Here is a 14,868-nt window from a genome sequence, read left to right on the forward strand (position 1 = left end):
GTCGTCGGCCTGACGGCCGGCGGCGCCGCCGCTTTTTCAACCCTACGAAGCAAAGGATGTGGTGAATCGTGGCCGCGACGGATGAGCTCGGCGCCCTGGAACCCCTGCTGGCCGAATACGAGCAGGTCGAAGCGCAGATGGCGGATCCGCGCACCCTGGCCGACCCGCAGCTGATGCGCCGCGTGGGGCGCCGCTACGCCGAACTTGGCCGCGTCAAGGCAGCGGCCGACCGCCTGAGCGCGGCGGCCGGAGACCTACAGGCCGCGCGAGAGCTGGCCGTCGAAGATCGTTCCTTCGCAGACGAGATCCCCGCCCTCGAAGAAGAGGAAGCAGCCGCACACGAAGCGCTGGTGAAGATCTTGGCCCCGCGCGATCCCGAGGACGCAATGGACGTCATCTTGGAGATCAAGGCCGGTGAGGGCGGCGAGGAATCCGCGCTATTCGCCTCCGACCTGGCACGCATGTACGGGCGCTACGCGGAGGCGCACGGCTGGAGCGTTACCGAGTTGAGCGCGACCCACACAGAGCTCGGCGGATTCAAGGACGTGACACTCGCGATCCGAGCCAAGGGCACACCTGCGCCCGACGAGGGCGTGTGGGCACACCTGAAATACGAGGGTGGCGTCCACCGGGTTCAGCGCGTGCCCATCACGGAATCCCAGGGCCGCATCCACACGAGCGCCGTCGGGGTCTTCGTCATGCCCGAGATCGAGGATGACGACGAGATCGTCATCGACCCGGCCGACCTGCGCATCGACGTCTACCGTTCGAGCGGCCCGGGGGGACAGTCGGTCAACACGACCGACTCCGCCGTGCGCATCACGCACCTACCCTCCGGCATCGTCGTGTCGATGCAGAACGAGAAGTCACAGCTGCAGAACAAGGAGGCTGCCCTGCGTGTGCTTGCCTCGCGACTGGCGGCCGAGGCGCGAGCCAAGAGGGAGGCCGAGGCCTCGGCCCAGCGTCTCTCGCAGGTGCGTACCGTGGACCGCTCCGAACGCATCCGCACCTACAACTTCCCGGAGAACCGCATCGCGGATCACCGCACCGGCTTCAAGGCCCACAACCTTGATGCTGTCCTATCGGGCGCGCTCGACGCCGTTATCTCCTCGCTGCGCGAGGCCGACGAGGCCGAACGCCTGGCAGCGGCCGCGCGATCGTGAGCGTGAACGTGAACGGCGGGTGGGAGCTGACCGAGGCGCGATCCTGGGCGCGCACACGCCTCGGCGCGGCCGGGGTCGACTCGGTCGATGCCGACGTGCGCGAGCTGCTCCAGTGGGCGTGCGGGGTGTCCTCGCCGTGGTCTGTTCCCACCACGCTGTCGGCGGAGCAGGCGGAGAAGCTGCGATCCGGGGTGGGGGAGCGGGCCCTGCGCATCCCGCTTCAGCACGTCACCGGGCGCATGTACTTCCGCTCCCTCACCCTGCAATCGATCCCCGGTGTCTTCGTCGTTCGCCCCGAGACCGAGGTGCTCGCCGGCCTGGCCATTGACGAGGCCGCAGCCGTCGTGCGAGCGCGCGGTGAAGCCCGCGTCGTGGACCTGTGCACCGGATCGGGCGCCATCGCGTTTTCGGTCGCGACGGAGGCTGAGCACACCGAGGTCTGGGCGGTCGAGAAGGAACCCGATCCTTTCGCGTTGGCCTGCCGCAACCGCGACCTTTTGGGAGCGCGCGGTGTCCACCTCGAACGCGGTGATGCGACAGATCCGGCGACTCTTGCGCACCTGGACGCGATGGTCGACGTCGTCGTCACGAACCCGCCCTACGTGCCCGCCGATGAGATGCCGACCCAGCCCGAAGCCGCGGCGGATCCCCATTCCGCCCTCTACGGTGGAAGCTCCGATGGGACCGACATCCCCGTGCGTATCATTGGCCGGTGCCTGACTCTCTTGCGCCCGGGCGGAGTGCTCCTCATGGAGCACTCGCCAAGTCAAGCCGAGTGCCTGCGCGAGCGCGCCCGGGCGGTCGGCCTGTGCGACGTGTCGACGGCTCCCGACCTCGCCGGACGCGCACGTTTCCTGCGCGCCCGATTGCCTCAATCGACGCCGGCGGGCGCTTCCGTGACACAATGAAGCCGATGAGCACCGAGACGATCCTGACCATCGCGCCGACCGTGCGTGACGAGGACCTCGCGCGCGCGGCCGCCGTGCTGAGCAACGGGGGGATCCTCGTGGTCCCCACCGACACGGTGTACGGCATCGGGTGCGATGCCGCCAACCACGAGGCCGTGGCGGAGGTCCTGGCCGCCAAGGGGCGTGGGAGACAGATGCCTCCGCCCGTCCTCGTCGCCTCCGTGGACGCGATCGACACGCTGTGCGTTGATGTCCCCGACGCGGCGCGCGCCCTCGCGCGGGCGTTCTGGCCCGGCGCACTCACCCTGATTCTGCGTGCCCGCCCCGACCTCGGGTGGGATCTGGGACAGACCGCAGGGACGATCGGCGTGCGCATGCCCAACCAAGACGCGCTGCTGCGGCTCCTCAAAGAGTTCGGCCCGATGGCCGTCACGTCAGCGAACCTGACGGGCCAGCCTCCCGCCACGACGGTTGAGCAGGCGGTCGCCTCCTTCGGCGCGCGCGTCGGGGCCTACCTGGACGGTGGTCCCACCCGGGGCTCCACGGCCTCGTCCATCATCGACTGTGCTCACGGCGAACCACGCGCCATCCGCCTGGGGGCCATCAGCCTGGAAGAACTGAGCTCCAGGGCGGGCGTGTCCATCGCGCCCGTGGAGGTGGGGCGCGCGTGAAGGTCTATGTGCTGCTGGCCTCCATCGCGATGGCCCTGACGATTCTGCTCACCCCCATGGTCCGCTGGACGTGCCTTCGCTTCGGCATCGTGCCGCCCCTGCGCGGACGCGACCTGCAAAAGACGCCCATCCCGCGCCTGGGCGGCGTCGCCATGACGATTGCTCTCATCGCCACCATGGTGCTTGCCTCGCGCATTCCCTACATGGCCCCGCTGTTTACCACCACGATCCCGTGGGCGGTCATGGCCGGAGCGGGGGCAATGTGCGTCCTGGGCATCATCGACGACATCATCGAACTCGATTGGATGGCCAAACTCGGCGGCCAGGTCCTCATCGCCGGAGGCATGGCCTTCGGGGGAGTCCAGCTCGCGTCCTTCCCGATCTTCGGCATCACGTTGGGATCCTCACGCCTGTGGCTCTTCGTCTCAGTCTTCTTCATCGTCGGCATCATGAACGCCGTCAACTTTATTGACGGGCTCGATGGCCTGGCCTCCGGCATGATCGCCATCGGCGCGGGGGCCTTCTTCATCTACTCCTACATCATCACCCGCCTCATGGGGGCCGCCTCCTACGCGACGACGGCGAGCCTCGTCGTCATCACCCTGCTTGGTGTATGCGCGGGATTCCTCTGGTTCAACTTCCACCCCTCCTCGATCATGATGGGCGGAGGAGCCGAAACCATGGGGCTGGTGCTGGCCGCAGCGGGCATCATCGTCACGGGGAAGATCGATCCATCGCTGCTGGGGCGCCAGCAGATGATCGTCTCGGGGCTGCCCCTCATCCTCCCGATGTCCGTTATTTTCATGCCCGTCGCCGACCTCGTCGTCACCTCGATTCGGCGCATGAAACGGGGTAAGAGCCCCTTCGTCGCAGACCGCTCTCACTTCCACGACCGGCTGCTTGTGGCCGGCCACTCCCACCGCGGGGTCGTCGCGATCCTGTGGATGTGGACCATGATCGTCTGCGTCTCCGCCGTCGGACTGCTCGTCTACGACTGGTGGCTCGTCGCCCTCGTTGCGATCAGTGCGTCCGCCGTCGGCGTCGCCGTCACTACACGAGAGTTCCCGAAGGAAGACACGGGAGAGGAAACCCCCGCATGACCTACGTTCTCGCACTCGCCATGGTCGTTCTCATCGTCGCGGCGCAGTGGTTCTTCACCTCGCGCGCGCTGCGCTCTCCCTCCCACTTCATCGCGTGGGTCAGCGGCGGATACGCCGCCAAGATCGCGCTGCTCGCGCTGGGGCTGTACGTTCCGAGTTCGCTCGGCGTCAATGTTCGCGTCGCCGCCATCGCCACGATCGCGGCCATTATCGTCTCCTCCAGCGTGGAGATGGTCCTCATGATGCGCCGCCGCACGATGAACGTCGATCCCCGACCCGAGGGCGAGTAGCCCCTGCGCGTGCTGCCCCACGCCTTGGCGTATAGAATGAGTGAGTTAGCCGCGCAGTGACGCTGCCCTTGGAGTCCCGATGAAGGAGGCACACTCGGTGTCCACTAACGCGCCCGCTCGCTCGACAGCGTCCAAGCCACGCTGGTACTGGGTGAGCCTGGCGATCCTCCTGATCGTCCTCGTTGCAACGGCCCCCGCCGCGTTTACGCAGGAGGCGCACCAGCCCTCCCTGAAGGACTTCTTTCCCTCCGTGATCTTCGGCGAAGGAACCTTCTTCGAGTTCAACCGGCTCACCCTGGCGCGGGTCATCATGGGGTTCCTCGTGTGCGTCGTCCTCGTGGCGGTGGCTCGCAAGCCGAAGCTGGTTCCCACGCGCTCACAGATGGCCGTGGAAGCCATCGCAGGATACATCCGCGACAACGTCGCCCTCGACATGCTGGGTCCCACGACGGGCCGGAAGTTCTCAGGCTTCATCGGCTTCCTGTTCTTCGGCGTCCTGTCGATGAACATCGCCGGAATCATCCCGGGCATCAACATCGCCGCCTCCTCCGTCGTCGCAGTGCCGATGGTCTTCGCGATCATCACCTACGTGACCTTCATCGGCGCCGGCGTCGCCAAGCAGGGCGTGGGAGGCTTCCTGACCTCCCAGCTCTTCCCGCCCGGCCTGCCCGTGCCCATGTACCTGCTGATCACACCGATCGAGTTCCTCTCCAACTTCATCGTTCGCCCTGTCACGCTGACGCTGCGACTCCTGTGCAACATGATCTCCGGCCACCTCCTGCTGGGCATGACCTACTTCGGCACGGCGATCCTGCTCCACGAGCTCTCCGTGCTCTCCGCCGCCTCTGCCCTGACGGGTGCCGCCATGTTCGTCATGACGGGCTTCGAGGTCTTCGTGGCCTTCCTGCAGGCCTACATCTTCACGATCCTGTCGACCGTGTACATCAAGCTGTCCATCGAACACCACTGACCCCAACGCCACTCGGCGTTACAAACAGAAGGAAACCACTATGGGAACCGCAGCATTCGCCTACATCGGCTACGGCCTGGCCACCCTGGGACCCGGCCTCGGTATCGGCCTCATGGTCGGCAAGACCCAGGAAGCGACCGCCCGCCAGCCCGAGGTTGCCGGACGCCTCTTCACCAACATGATCATCGGCGCCGGTATGGTCGAGGCCCTGGGCCTGATCGGCTTCGTTCTGCCGCTCATCGTTAAGTGATCGCCATGCACCAGATTGTCGCCGCTGCGGACCAGGAGGTCGGCGGCCTCGCCGTCATCCTGCCGCCGCTGTACGAGATTTTCTGGTCGGCCCTCGTCCTGCTTGTCGTTCTCCTTCTCGTCGGCCGCTACGCCCTGCCCCGCATCTACAAGACGATGGACGCGCGGGCGGCAGCGATCGAGGAGGGCCTCGGCGCCGCCGAGCAAGCGAAGGCCGACCAGGCCGCCGCTGCGCGCGAGCGCGAGGAGATCATCCGCCAGGCACACGCCGAGGCACACGAGATACGCGAACGCGCCAACGACGAGGCAAAGGCCATCGTGGCGGCCGCGCGCACCGAAGCCGCCGGCGAGGCCAACAGAATCCTCGAGGCATCCCAGCGTCAGCTTCTGGCCGAGAAGCAAGCCGCGCAGATCTCTCTGCGCTCCGAGGTCGGTCTACTCGCCTCCGAGCTGGCCGAGAAGATCATCGGCGAGCAGCTCACGGATACGGCGCTGACCTCGCGCGTGGTGGATCGATTCCTTGACGAACTCGAGGCTGATAGCGCCCGAGTCGAGGAGAGGCGATGACCACCATGCGCACGATCGAGTCGGTTCCCTTCGCGGGCGACCTGGTCGCGGCCCTCCACGCGCCCGACACGGACGCGATGCGCGTTGCCGAGGACTTCTTCGGCCTGGCCGACCTGTTCAAGGAGAACGCGCGACTGGCACGTGCGCTGACGGATCCGGCGCGCTCGGATTCGGATAAGCAGGAACTGGCCACGCGGGCATTCGGCTCGCACGTGACGGGGGCGACCATGACAGTCGTCAGGATCGTCGTCGCCGACCATTGGCGCCGCCCCAGCGACGTGACCAACGCTCTCGAGGTCCTCGGGATCCTCGCGGTCTTGAACGCTGCGGGAACGCGGGGGGCACTTGATCAGGTACGCGAGGAGCTCTTCCAGGTGCGCTATTTTCTGGCACACCATCGGGACCTGCGCGTGCGCCTGTCCGACACCTCCACCGGAAACGCTCACGAGCGCGGCGACCTGGCCAGCTCGCTGTTCTCCCATCGCATCAGCGCCTGGACGATGCGTCTGCTGCGCCGCGCGGTGGGACGTTCCAATCACGGTCGTCTCCTGCACAACCTCCGTCGCTACGCCCAGTGGGCCGCGACCATGCAGGATCGCCTCTTCGTCACCGTGGCCACAGCCTCGCCGATGAGCGAAGCACAGGTGTCGCGCCTTCGAGGAATCCTCGAGAAGCGCTACGGAGTGACCGTCGACATGGCGATCTCGGTCGACCCCACCCTCATCGGCGGTTTCCGCCTGCGCGCCGGCATGACCGCGATCGACGCCTCGCTCGCCACCCGGCTCGGCGAAGCGCGGGACGCGATTGCCAGCTAGTGCCCCTCGTACAGACACAACCCACTTATCAATCAGTTAGGAATCCTCATGGCTGACCTCAGCATCTCCCCGGAGGAAATCCGCGGAGCACTGGACTCCTTCATGGAGTCCTACCGTCCGGCGGACGTGGCTACCGAAGAGGTCGGGCACGTCATCGAAACGGCCGACGGTATCGCGCACGTCGAGGGCCTGCCCGGCACCATGGCGAACGAGCTGCTGCGTTTCGAGGACGGGACGCTGGGCCTGGCCATGAACCTTGACCAGCGCGAGATCGGCGCCGTCGTCCTCGGTGACTTCGGTGGCATCGAAGAAGGACAGGTCGTCCACCGCACCGGCGAGGTCCTCTCCGTTCCCGTCGGCGATGGCTACCTGGGCCGCACCGTCGATCCCCTCGGGCGTCCCATTGATGGCCTCGGCGACATCACCGACCTGGACGGGCGCCGTGCTCTCGAACTGCAGGCCCCCGGCGTCATGATGCGCAAGAGCGTCCACGAACCGCTCGCGACCGGCCTGAAGGCAATCGACTCGATGATCCCCGTGGGACGCGGCCAGCGTCAGCTCATCATCGGCGATCGCAAGACCGGCAAGACCGCGATCGCTCTCGACACGATCCTGAACCAGCGCGAAAACTGGAAGAGCGGCGACCCGAACAAGCAGGTGCGCTGCATCTATGTCGCGATCGGCCAGAAGGGCTCGACCATCGCCTCCGTTCGTTCCACCCTGGAGGACGCGGGCGCCATGGAATACACCACCATCGTTGCGTCCCCGGCCTCCGACCCCGCCGGCTATAAGTACATGGCGCCCTACACCGGATCCGCCATCGGACAGCACTGGATGTACCAGGGCAAGCACGTGCTCATCGTCTTCGACGACCTGTCCAAGCAGGCGGAGGCCTACCGAGCCGTTTCGCTGCTCCTGCGCCGGCCCCCGGGCCGCGAGGCATACCCGGGCGACGTCTTCTACCTGCACTCCCGCCTTCTGGAGCGCTGCGCGAAGCTCTCGGATGCCCTCGGTGGCGGTTCGATGACCGGCCTGCCGATCATCGAGACGAAGGCCAACGACGTCTCGGCCTACATTCCGACCAACGTCATTTCTATCACCGACGGCCAGATCTTCCTGCAGTCCGACCTGTTCAACGCCAACCAGCGACCCGCCGTCGACGTCGGCATTTCCGTGTCGCGAGTGGGCGGCGCCGCCCAGCCCAAGGCCATGAAGAAGGTCGCCGGAACCCTGAAGCTGACCCTCGCGCAGTACCGTTCGATGGCCGCGTTCGCGATGTTCGCCTCCGACCTGGATGCGGCCACCCGACGCCAGCTGACCCGAGGCGAGCGCCTCATGGAGCTGCTCAAGCAGCCCCAGTCCACGCCTTACGCGATGGAAGACCAGGTTGCCTCCATCTGGATGGGGACCAAGGGCTACCTCGATGACATTGAGGTAGCCGACGTGCTGCGTTTCGAGCGGGCGCTGCTTGATCACCTCCACGCCAACTCGACCGTGCTCAACACGATCGCATCGACCGGCGACCTGGACGCCGACACGGAGGAGGCCCTCAAGGTCGCCGTCGAAGAGTTCCATCGCCAGTGGCTCAGCGCCGGACGCGGCGTGTCCGATCTCGACAGCGGCGAGGTCGTTGCCGAGCGCACCCGCGAGGAGATCTCTCGCGGACGCACGAGCGAGAAGGCCTAAGCGATGGGCGGACAGCAGAGGATCTACAAGCAGCGTATCGCCTCGACGACAACGCTCGCGAAGGTCTTCCGCGCCATGGAGATGATCGCCGCGTCTCGCATCGGCGCGGCGAGGCGTGCTGCCACTGAGGCTGGACCCTACGAGAAAGCCCTCACCCAGGCGGTAGCGGCGGTCGCGGTCCACACGGACCTGGACCATCCGCTCACGGAAGAACGCGAGGACACCAAGCGTGTTGCCGTCCTGGTCGTCGCATCCGACCGCGGCATGGCCGGAGCATACTCGGCGACTATCCTGCGCGAATCCGAGAAGCTCATCGCTGACCTGACCACGCAAGGCTACGAACCCGTGCTCTACACCTTCGGGCGCAGGGCGTCGGCGTACTTCCGCTTCCGGGCAGTGAGCATCGAACGCGAGTGGGAAGGGGAATCGGACTCCCCGAGCTCGGAGACCGCCCGCGAGATGGCCAGCGTGCTTCTCGGGCGTTTCCTCGACCCCGATCCAGCGAGCGGCGTCGGCGCGCTGCACCTCGTGTACACGCGATTCAAGACGGTCATGAGCCAGGTGCCCGAGGTACGCCAGATGCTCCCGCTGACGGTCGTGGACGCGCCAGAATCCGACGAGGAACGCGAGCGCGAACGCGGCTACGCGGACGATCCGTCCTCGGCGCTTCCCGAGTACGAGTTCATTCCCTCGCCCGAGGCGGTCCTGGACACGCTGCTGCCCCTGTACGTTGAGGCGCGCATCCACAACGTTCTGCTCCAATCCGCCGCGTCCGAATTGGCGTCGCGTCAGCGCGCCATGCACACGGCGACGGACAACGCTCAGGAACTCATCACCAAGTACACGCGACTGGCGAACTCGGCCCGCCAGGCGGAAATCACCCAGGAAATCACCGAAATCGTGGGCGGGGCCGACGCTCTGGGCGCGAGCTAAGCCCTTCGAGACACGGAGTAAAACATGACTGATACACCTGCAATCGCCGAGGGGCGCGTCGCCCGCGTCGTCGGCCCTGTCGTCGATGTCGAGTTTCCCCCGGACCGCATCCCGCCGCTGTACAACGCGCTGACGGTCGACGTGAATCTCGCGGGGCAAGGCGAGGGCGAGTCCTCGTTCACGATGACGCTTGAGGTCGCCCAGCACCTGGGCGACAACCTCGTTCGTACCATCGCGCTCAAGCCGACGGACGGCCTCGTGCGCGGGGCACCCGTCACCGACACGGGAGCCCCCATCTCGGTGCCCGTGGGCGATGTGACCAAGGGACACGTGTTCAACGTGACGGGCGACGTGCTCAACCTTGAGGAGGGCGAGACCCTCGAGATCACGGAGCGCTGGCCGATTCACCGCCAGCCGCCCGCCTTTGACCAGCTCGAGGCCCGCACCAAGATGTTCGAAACCGGCATCAAGGTCATCGACCTGTTGACCCCCTACGTTCAGGGCGGCAAGATCGGCCTGTTCGGCGGCGCCGGCGTCGGCAAGACCGTTCTCATTCAGGAAATGATCCAGCGCGTCGCGCAGGACCACGGCGGCGTGTCCGTCTTCGCGGGCGTCGGTGAGCGCACGCGCGAGGGCAACGACCTCATCGGAGAGATGGAGGAGGCCGGCGTCTTCGACAAGACCGCGCTCGTCTTCGGACAGATGGATGAGCCGCCGGGCACGCGTCTGCGCATCGCCCTGACGGGCCTGACGATGGCGGAGTACTTCCGGGACGTGCAGCACCAGGACGTGCTGCTGTTCATCGACAACATCTTCCGCTTCACCCAGGCGGGCTCCGAGGTGTCCACACTGCTGGGCCGCATGCCGTCGGCGGTGGGCTACCAGCCCAACCTCGCCGACGAGATGGGACAGCTGCAGGAGCGCATCACCTCGGCCGGTGGCCACTCGATCACGTCCCTTCAGGCCATCTACGTTCCCGCCGACGACTACACGGACCCCGCTCCGGCGACGACCTTCGCGCACCTGGATGCGACGACCGAGCTCTCCCGCGAGATCGCCGCCAAGGGCATCTACCCGGCCGTGGATCCCCTGGCCTCCTCCTCGCGCATCCTCGACCCCGCCCTGGTCGGACGCGAGCACTACGATGTCGCCACCCACGTCAAGGCGATCCTGCAGAAGAACAAGGAACTGCAGGACATCATCGCGATCCTCGGCGTTGACGAGCTCAGCGAGGACGACAAGGTGACGGTGGCCCGGGCGCGCCGCATCGAGCAGTTCCTGTCGCAAAACATGTACATGGCGGAGAAATTCACGGGCGTCCCCGGATCGACCGTGCCCCTGTCGGAGACCATCGAAGCCTTCAAGCGCATCGCCGAAGGCAACTACGACGACGTCCCCGAGCAGGCGTTCTACAACTGCGGCGGCATTGACGACCTGGAGCGCAACGCCCACGAGCTGGCCAAGGAAGCCTGATGGCGTCCGGAAGGTCCCTGCAGGTTGAGGTCGTCTCTCACGAGGGGCGGCTGTGGCACGGCAGCGCCGCATCCGTCCAGATTCCGACGGTGGATGGCTCCCTGGGCGTCTTGCCGGGGCGCCAGCCGCTGCTCGCCCAGCTCGGCGAGGGCGCCGTCACCGTGACGCGCTCCGACGAGGTCACGTCATTCACCGTCAGCGGGGGATTCGCCTCAGTTGACAACGACTACGTCACTATCGTCGCTGATCACGCTATCGTGGTCGTGCAGTAAACCGACGAGCCCGGGGAGGACCTCATGAGCCTGACGCTCGTAGCAATGTGGTGCGTGGCCGTCCTCGTGTGCGTCGGCGCGGTCCTGTGGGTGTACATGAATGTGCGCGCCCGCAGGATCGCGTCGCGTTTGGGTGCCTTTCGCTGCTGGTCGCGCCCCGACGTCCAGTCTGGCTGGACGGCCGGCATCGGCGTCTATGGCGTTGACGACCTATCGTGGTACCGACTCGTTGGTTTTTCCCTGCAGCCGGTCTACACGGTGCCCCGTTCCGGCCTTGAGGTATCCGCTCCGATCGCCCACTCGGCGGACGGGTCGGTCGTTGAGGTGCGCCTCGCATACGGTGAGCATCGTTACGAGGTCGCCGTCGAACGCCTGACATACAACGGATTGGTCTCCTGGGTGGAGTCCGGTCCTCCGCGCCTCGTATAGGCGGCATTGATAAGCTCGGCGTGTGCGTATTGTTATTGCTTCCTGCACCGTCGACTACTCCGGACGCCTCAGTGCTCATCTGGATCCCGCCAAGCGCGTCATCATGGTCAAGGGCGACGGCTCGGTCCTCATTCATTCTGAAGGCGGCTCCTACAAGCCGCTGAACTGGATGACCGCGCCGTGCTCGGTGACCATTGACGAGGGTGGGGAGGACGAACCGAACACGCAGCAGGTGTGGACCGTTCAGGCCGACAAGACCGACGACAAGCTCGTGATCCGTGTCCACGAAATCATCTGTGACGTTACCGAAAACCTGGGAGTGGACCCCGGCCTCGTCAAGGACGGCGTGGAGGCGCACCTGCAGGAGCTCCTCGCCCAGCAGGTCCCGCAGATCCTCGGCGAGGGGTGGGAGCTCGTGCGACGCGAATACCCGACGCCGGTGGGGCCGGTCGACCTCATGGTGCGCGACGAGACCGGCGCGCACGTGGCTATCGAGGTCAAACGGCGAGGCGGCATCGACGGCGTCGAACAGCTGACGCGCTACCTGTCCCTGCTGGGTCGTGATTCGCTGCTGGGCGACGTGTCGGGGATCTTTGCGGCGCAGGAGATCACCAAGCAGGCGCGCACGCTGGCCGAGGATCGCGGGATTCGCTGCGTGGTCCTCGACTACGACGCCATGCGCGGTTTTGACGACCCATCCTCCCGGCTGTTCTGATGGTGGCGGTGGCCGATACCAGCCTGGCGCGCATCGTCGCCCAGGGGCTGGTGCCGCTCACGCGCGGGCGCGATCCCGTGGCCGCCGTCGAGTTGCTGCTCGCTGTCCAAGGCCAGATGGCGGGCGCGATCCCGTGGGCGATCGGCGCGCGTTGCACCGCGGTCACGCGCGCTCAGGTCGCCGAGTCCTTCCAATCGGGTGAGCTCGTCCGATCCTGGCCGATGCGCGACACGTTGCATGTGACAAGCGCGCGCGATCATCACTGGCTGCGTCGGTTGCTGCGCCACCGATACGCTTCGTGGATTCGTCAATCGACGGGGTTGGGGCTCAGCGATGCTCTCGTCGAGAAAGCCGCGGCGGCGGCGTTCGAGCTGCTGGGAGAGAACCCCTCGGGTGTGAGCCGCGGCGAGGTCATCCGCGCCTGGGATGAGGCTGGTATCGCAACCGTCACCTCGGGAGCCGGGGGCGGGGTGCGGCGACGTCATCTGATCAAGAGGCTTTTCCTCGACGGCCTGCTCGTCTCTGGTCCGCTCCGGGGCGGGGAGCACCTGATCGTTGATGCCCGGCAGCTGCCGGGCGCTCCGGGCGTCGCGAAGGGGGAGTGCGGGCACGAGGAGGCGCTCGCGCTCCTGGCCGCCCGCTACGCGTGGGGACACGGCCCCGTGGATGCTGCAGACCTTGCTCGGTGGGCGGGGCTGACGCTCACCGAGGCGCGTCGTGCGCTGGCGGGTTCGGCCCAGATCGGCGAGAGTATCGGTCGGCCGCTCATCTCGCGTGAGGGGCGCGTCGCGCGCGCCGACATTGATGACCTTGTCGAACGTAGCCGCGACGAGGCCCGGGCAGTGTTTGCGCTGCCCTCCTTCGACGAGCTGCATGTTGGGTATCGTGACCGTTCGTGTCTGACCGACCGGGCTGGTGAGGCCCTCATCTGTCCCGGGGCGAATGGGATGTTCCGCCCCATCGTCGTCGCGAACGGACGGGTTGTTGCGGCGCGTTCTCCCGGCGGTGAGCTTACCTTTACCGAGGAAGGCTCCTCCTATGCGCAAGAAGCTCAGCGTGAAATGGCGCGCTGGGGAGATTGGTTGTTTGAGAAGCGGCACTGAACTGTCAGGTGTGCCACAATGAGGGCATGACTGATTGTGTGCTACGTGGCCGCCTGGTCCTGGAAGATTCCGTTGTCGAGGACGGAATTATTGAGATCGACGGTTCGACCATTACCCGTGTATGCCCCGCTTCCGACTATGACGCAGACCTGCCCGCCGCCACGGACTCAACGTTCCTGCCCGGCCTGGTCGATGTTCACTGCCACGGCGGAGGAGGGGAATCCTTCCCGAACGCGCAGAGCGAGGAGGCGGCCCTCGTGGCCGTCATGGAGCATCGACGCCACGGCACGACCTCCCTGGTCGCCTCCTGCGTGACCGCTTCTGCCGAGGTGCTGCGTGCTCGCGCCAAGACACTCGCCCAACTGGCCAGCGACGGAGAACTTGCGGGCATCCACTTCGAGGGACCCTTCGTCTCGCACGCGCGCTGCGGCGCCCAGGATCCCACCTACATCATCGATCCCGACGCGGAGCTGACGCGAACCCTGCTGGAGGAGTGCCGCGGATACGCCCTGTCGATGACGCTGGCCCCGGAGAAGCCCGGCGCGTACGGTCCCGGCTCCGTTGCTGAGGCCCTCATCGACGGGGGCGCCCTGCCCTCGTGGGGACACACCGACTCCAACTCGGCGATGGCCCGCGAGGCGCTGGAGTACTCTCGGGAGCGTTTCAGCCAGGTTTCCACCACGCGCGGACCTCGCGCCACCATCACCCACCTCTTCAACGGCATGAGGCCGCTGCACCACCGCGACACCGGTCCGATCGCCGAATTCCTCTCCGATGCCGCGCGCGGGGGCGCCGTCGCCGAGCTGATCTGCGACGGCATCCACGTCGATCCTTCCCTCGTGCGCGACGTGTACGAGCTGGTGGGACGCGACCACGTCGTGTTCGTCACCGACGCGATGGCGGCGGCGGGGATGCCCGATGGCGAGTACACGCTGGGTCCGCAGGACGTCGTCGTGCGCGACGGTATTGCGCGCCTGGCCCAGGGGGATGCGATCGCGGGCGGAACCGCGCACCTCCTGGACTGCGTGCGGGTCGCCGTGACGCGCGGCGGCATACCGCTCGTGGACGCCGTGTACATGGCCACCGTGCAGGGCGCCACCATTTTGGGCGACGACACGATCGGTCGCCTCGCGGCAGGCAAGAAGGCCGACGTGCTCGAGGTCGATGACGCCCTGAACGTGCGCCGCGTGTGGCGCCGTGGCACTGTAGTTGCGTGAGAGGCAAACGAAGCGCGAAACGCCCGTGGGGCGAGGCGCGGCCACTGCAGATGGAGCGCCTCGCCTCCGTGCCACGAAGCGAAACCGGCCCGGATGGCGGCACCTACCAGGTGCGTCGCCTGCCCAGCGCCGCCAAGGAGTACACGTGTCCGGCGTGCCTGCGACCCATTACCCGTGGAAGCGCTCATATCGTCGCGTGGCCGGAAGAAGCCCCCTTCGGTATGCCTCAGGGCGTGGAGGGGCGACGTCACTGGCATTCGGAGTGCTGGCGGCGCCGTCTGCGACCGGCGTGAGAGTGGATGTGATG

Annotated in this window: 18 protein-coding genes; all 18 read left to right on the forward strand. The window is 66.7% G+C overall.

All coding sequences use genetic code 11. The features are described 5' to 3' along the window. Positions 1-68: 68 nt before the first annotated feature. The 18 genes from prfA (at position 69) to NQK35_RS02145 (ending at position 14,854) form a co-directional block, all read left to right on the forward strand. Positions 69-1,163, forward strand: a complete 1,095-nt coding sequence (gene prfA, locus NQK35_RS02060; RefSeq protein ID WP_009211990.1) for a peptide chain release factor 1 — start codon at positions 69-71, stop codon at positions 1,161-1,163. After that, positions 1,160-2,071: a N5-glutamine methyltransferase family protein gene (locus NQK35_RS02065; RefSeq protein ID WP_009211989.1), complete on the forward strand. Its 912-nt coding sequence runs from the start codon at positions 1,160-1,162 to the stop codon at positions 2,069-2,071. Before prfA ends, NQK35_RS02065 begins: the two co-directional genes overlap by 4 nt. Further along, entirely contained in the window at positions 2,068-2,742 is a 675-nt protein-coding gene (locus NQK35_RS02070) for an L-threonylcarbamoyladenylate synthase (protein ID WP_257114418.1), read from the forward strand. The genes NQK35_RS02065 and NQK35_RS02070 overlap by 4 nt, the downstream gene beginning before the upstream one ends. After that, on the forward strand, positions 2,739-3,842 hold the full coding sequence (locus NQK35_RS02075; RefSeq protein WP_009211987.1) for an MraY family glycosyltransferase: 1,104 nt from the start codon (positions 2,739-2,741) through the stop codon (positions 3,840-3,842). The genes NQK35_RS02070 and NQK35_RS02075 overlap by 4 nt, the downstream gene beginning before the upstream one ends. Then, entirely contained in the window at positions 3,839-4,132 is a 294-nt protein-coding gene (locus NQK35_RS02080; RefSeq protein ID WP_048728242.1) for a hypothetical protein, read from the forward strand. The genes NQK35_RS02075 and NQK35_RS02080 overlap by 4 nt, the downstream gene beginning before the upstream one ends. Before the next feature lie 79 nt (positions 4,133-4,211). Beyond that, on the forward strand, positions 4,212-5,102 hold the full coding sequence (atpB, locus tag NQK35_RS02085) for a F0F1 ATP synthase subunit A (protein ID WP_193389661.1): 891 nt from the start codon (positions 4,212-4,214) through the stop codon (positions 5,100-5,102). 40 nt (positions 5,103-5,142) lie between these two features. Continuing rightward, positions 5,143-5,352, forward strand: a complete 210-nt coding sequence (atpE, locus tag NQK35_RS02090) for an ATP synthase F0 subunit C (protein WP_003792932.1) — start codon at positions 5,143-5,145, stop codon at positions 5,350-5,352. A 5-nt stretch (positions 5,353-5,357) separates the two neighbouring features. Continuing rightward, positions 5,358-5,918, forward strand: coding sequence for a F0F1 ATP synthase subunit B (atpF, locus tag NQK35_RS02095; protein WP_257114419.1), 561 nt, complete (start codon positions 5,358-5,360; stop codon positions 5,916-5,918). Next, the gene (locus NQK35_RS02100) at positions 5,915-6,733 is read left to right on the forward strand and encodes a F0F1 ATP synthase subunit delta (protein WP_009211983.1); all 819 of its coding nucleotides are present in this window, start codon (positions 5,915-5,917) and stop codon (positions 6,731-6,733) included. The genes atpF and NQK35_RS02100 overlap by 4 nt, the downstream gene beginning before the upstream one ends. 48 nt (positions 6,734-6,781) lie before the next feature. Then, the gene (atpA, locus tag NQK35_RS02105) at positions 6,782-8,419 is read left to right on the forward strand and encodes a F0F1 ATP synthase subunit alpha (RefSeq protein ID WP_009211982.1); all 1,638 of its coding nucleotides are present in this window, start codon (positions 6,782-6,784) and stop codon (positions 8,417-8,419) included. 3 nt (positions 8,420-8,422) lie between these two features. Further along, on the forward strand, positions 8,423-9,352 hold the full coding sequence (locus NQK35_RS02110) for a F0F1 ATP synthase subunit gamma (RefSeq protein ID WP_257114420.1): 930 nt from the start codon (positions 8,423-8,425) through the stop codon (positions 9,350-9,352). A gap of 24 nt (positions 9,353-9,376) precedes the next feature. Beyond that, positions 9,377-10,825 (forward strand): F0F1 ATP synthase subunit beta, encoded by a 1,449-nt coding sequence (gene atpD / locus NQK35_RS02115; RefSeq protein ID WP_009211980.1) that lies wholly within the window; start codon positions 9,377-9,379, stop codon positions 10,823-10,825. After that, positions 10,825-11,097, forward strand: coding sequence for a F0F1 ATP synthase subunit epsilon (locus NQK35_RS02120; protein WP_009211979.1), 273 nt, complete (start codon positions 10,825-10,827; stop codon positions 11,095-11,097). Before atpD ends, NQK35_RS02120 begins: the two co-directional genes overlap by 1 nt. A 24-nt stretch (positions 11,098-11,121) precedes the next feature. Then, complete coding sequence (locus tag NQK35_RS02125; RefSeq protein WP_009211978.1) at positions 11,122-11,526, forward strand: DUF2550 family protein; 405 nt, start codon at positions 11,122-11,124, stop codon at positions 11,524-11,526. 22 nt (positions 11,527-11,548) lie between these two features. Continuing rightward, positions 11,549-12,241 (forward strand): endonuclease NucS, encoded by a 693-nt coding sequence (gene nucS / locus NQK35_RS02130; protein ID WP_009211977.1) that lies wholly within the window; start codon positions 11,549-11,551, stop codon positions 12,239-12,241. Then, positions 12,241-13,344 carry a winged helix DNA-binding domain-containing protein gene (locus tag NQK35_RS02135; protein WP_257114421.1) on the forward strand — a complete coding sequence of 368 codons (1,104 nt, stop codon included), beginning with the start codon at positions 12,241-12,243 and terminating at the stop codon, positions 13,342-13,344. Before nucS ends, NQK35_RS02135 begins: the two co-directional genes overlap by 1 nt. A gap of 26 nt (positions 13,345-13,370) precedes the next feature. Further along, on the forward strand, positions 13,371-14,561 hold the full coding sequence (locus NQK35_RS02140; protein ID WP_257114422.1) for an N-acetylglucosamine-6-phosphate deacetylase: 1,191 nt from the start codon (positions 13,371-13,373) through the stop codon (positions 14,559-14,561). Between the two features lie 50 nt (positions 14,562-14,611). Continuing rightward, positions 14,612-14,854, forward strand: coding sequence for a hypothetical protein (locus tag NQK35_RS02145; RefSeq protein WP_082157939.1), 243 nt, complete (start codon positions 14,612-14,614; stop codon positions 14,852-14,854). Positions 14,855-14,868: the final 14 nt, after the last annotated feature.

The organism is Schaalia odontolytica (assembly GCF_024584435.1).
Classification (GTDB): Bacteria; Actinomycetota; Actinomycetes; order Actinomycetales; family Actinomycetaceae; genus Pauljensenia.

Bases quoted from the DNA above. Each gene is read 5' to 3' on its own strand.
- NQK35_RS02070 (WP_257114418.1), top strand. From the start codon at position 2,068: ATGAAGCCGATGAGCACCGAGACGATCCTGACCATCGCGCCGACCGTG.
- NQK35_RS02080 (WP_048728242.1), top strand. From the start codon at position 3,839: ATGACCTACGTTCTCGCACTCGCCATGGTCGTTCTCATCGTCGCGGCG.
- atpB (WP_193389661.1), top strand. From the start codon at position 4,212: ATGAAGGAGGCACACTCGGTGTCCACTAACGCGCCCGCTCGCTCGACA.
- atpE (WP_003792932.1), top strand. From the start codon at position 5,143: ATGGGAACCGCAGCATTCGCCTACATCGGCTACGGCCTGGCCACCCTG.
- atpF (WP_257114419.1), top strand. From the start codon at position 5,358: ATGCACCAGATTGTCGCCGCTGCGGACCAGGAGGTCGGCGGCCTCGCC.
- NQK35_RS02100 (WP_009211983.1), top strand. From the start codon at position 5,915: ATGACCACCATGCGCACGATCGAGTCGGTTCCCTTCGCGGGCGACCTG.
- atpA (WP_009211982.1), top strand. From the start codon at position 6,782: ATGGCTGACCTCAGCATCTCCCCGGAGGAAATCCGCGGAGCACTGGAC.
- NQK35_RS02110 (WP_257114420.1), top strand. From the start codon at position 8,423: ATGGGCGGACAGCAGAGGATCTACAAGCAGCGTATCGCCTCGACGACA.
- atpD (WP_009211980.1), top strand. From the start codon at position 9,377: ATGACTGATACACCTGCAATCGCCGAGGGGCGCGTCGCCCGCGTCGTC.
- NQK35_RS02120 (WP_009211979.1), top strand. From the start codon at position 10,825: ATGGCGTCCGGAAGGTCCCTGCAGGTTGAGGTCGTCTCTCACGAGGGG.
- NQK35_RS02125 (WP_009211978.1), top strand. From the start codon at position 11,122: ATGAGCCTGACGCTCGTAGCAATGTGGTGCGTGGCCGTCCTCGTGTGC.
- NQK35_RS02135 (WP_257114421.1), top strand. From the start codon at position 12,241: ATGGTGGCGGTGGCCGATACCAGCCTGGCGCGCATCGTCGCCCAGGGG.
- NQK35_RS02140 (WP_257114422.1), top strand. From the start codon at position 13,371: ATGACTGATTGTGTGCTACGTGGCCGCCTGGTCCTGGAAGATTCCGTT.
- NQK35_RS02145 (WP_082157939.1), top strand. From the start codon at position 14,612: ATGGAGCGCCTCGCCTCCGTGCCACGAAGCGAAACCGGCCCGGATGGC.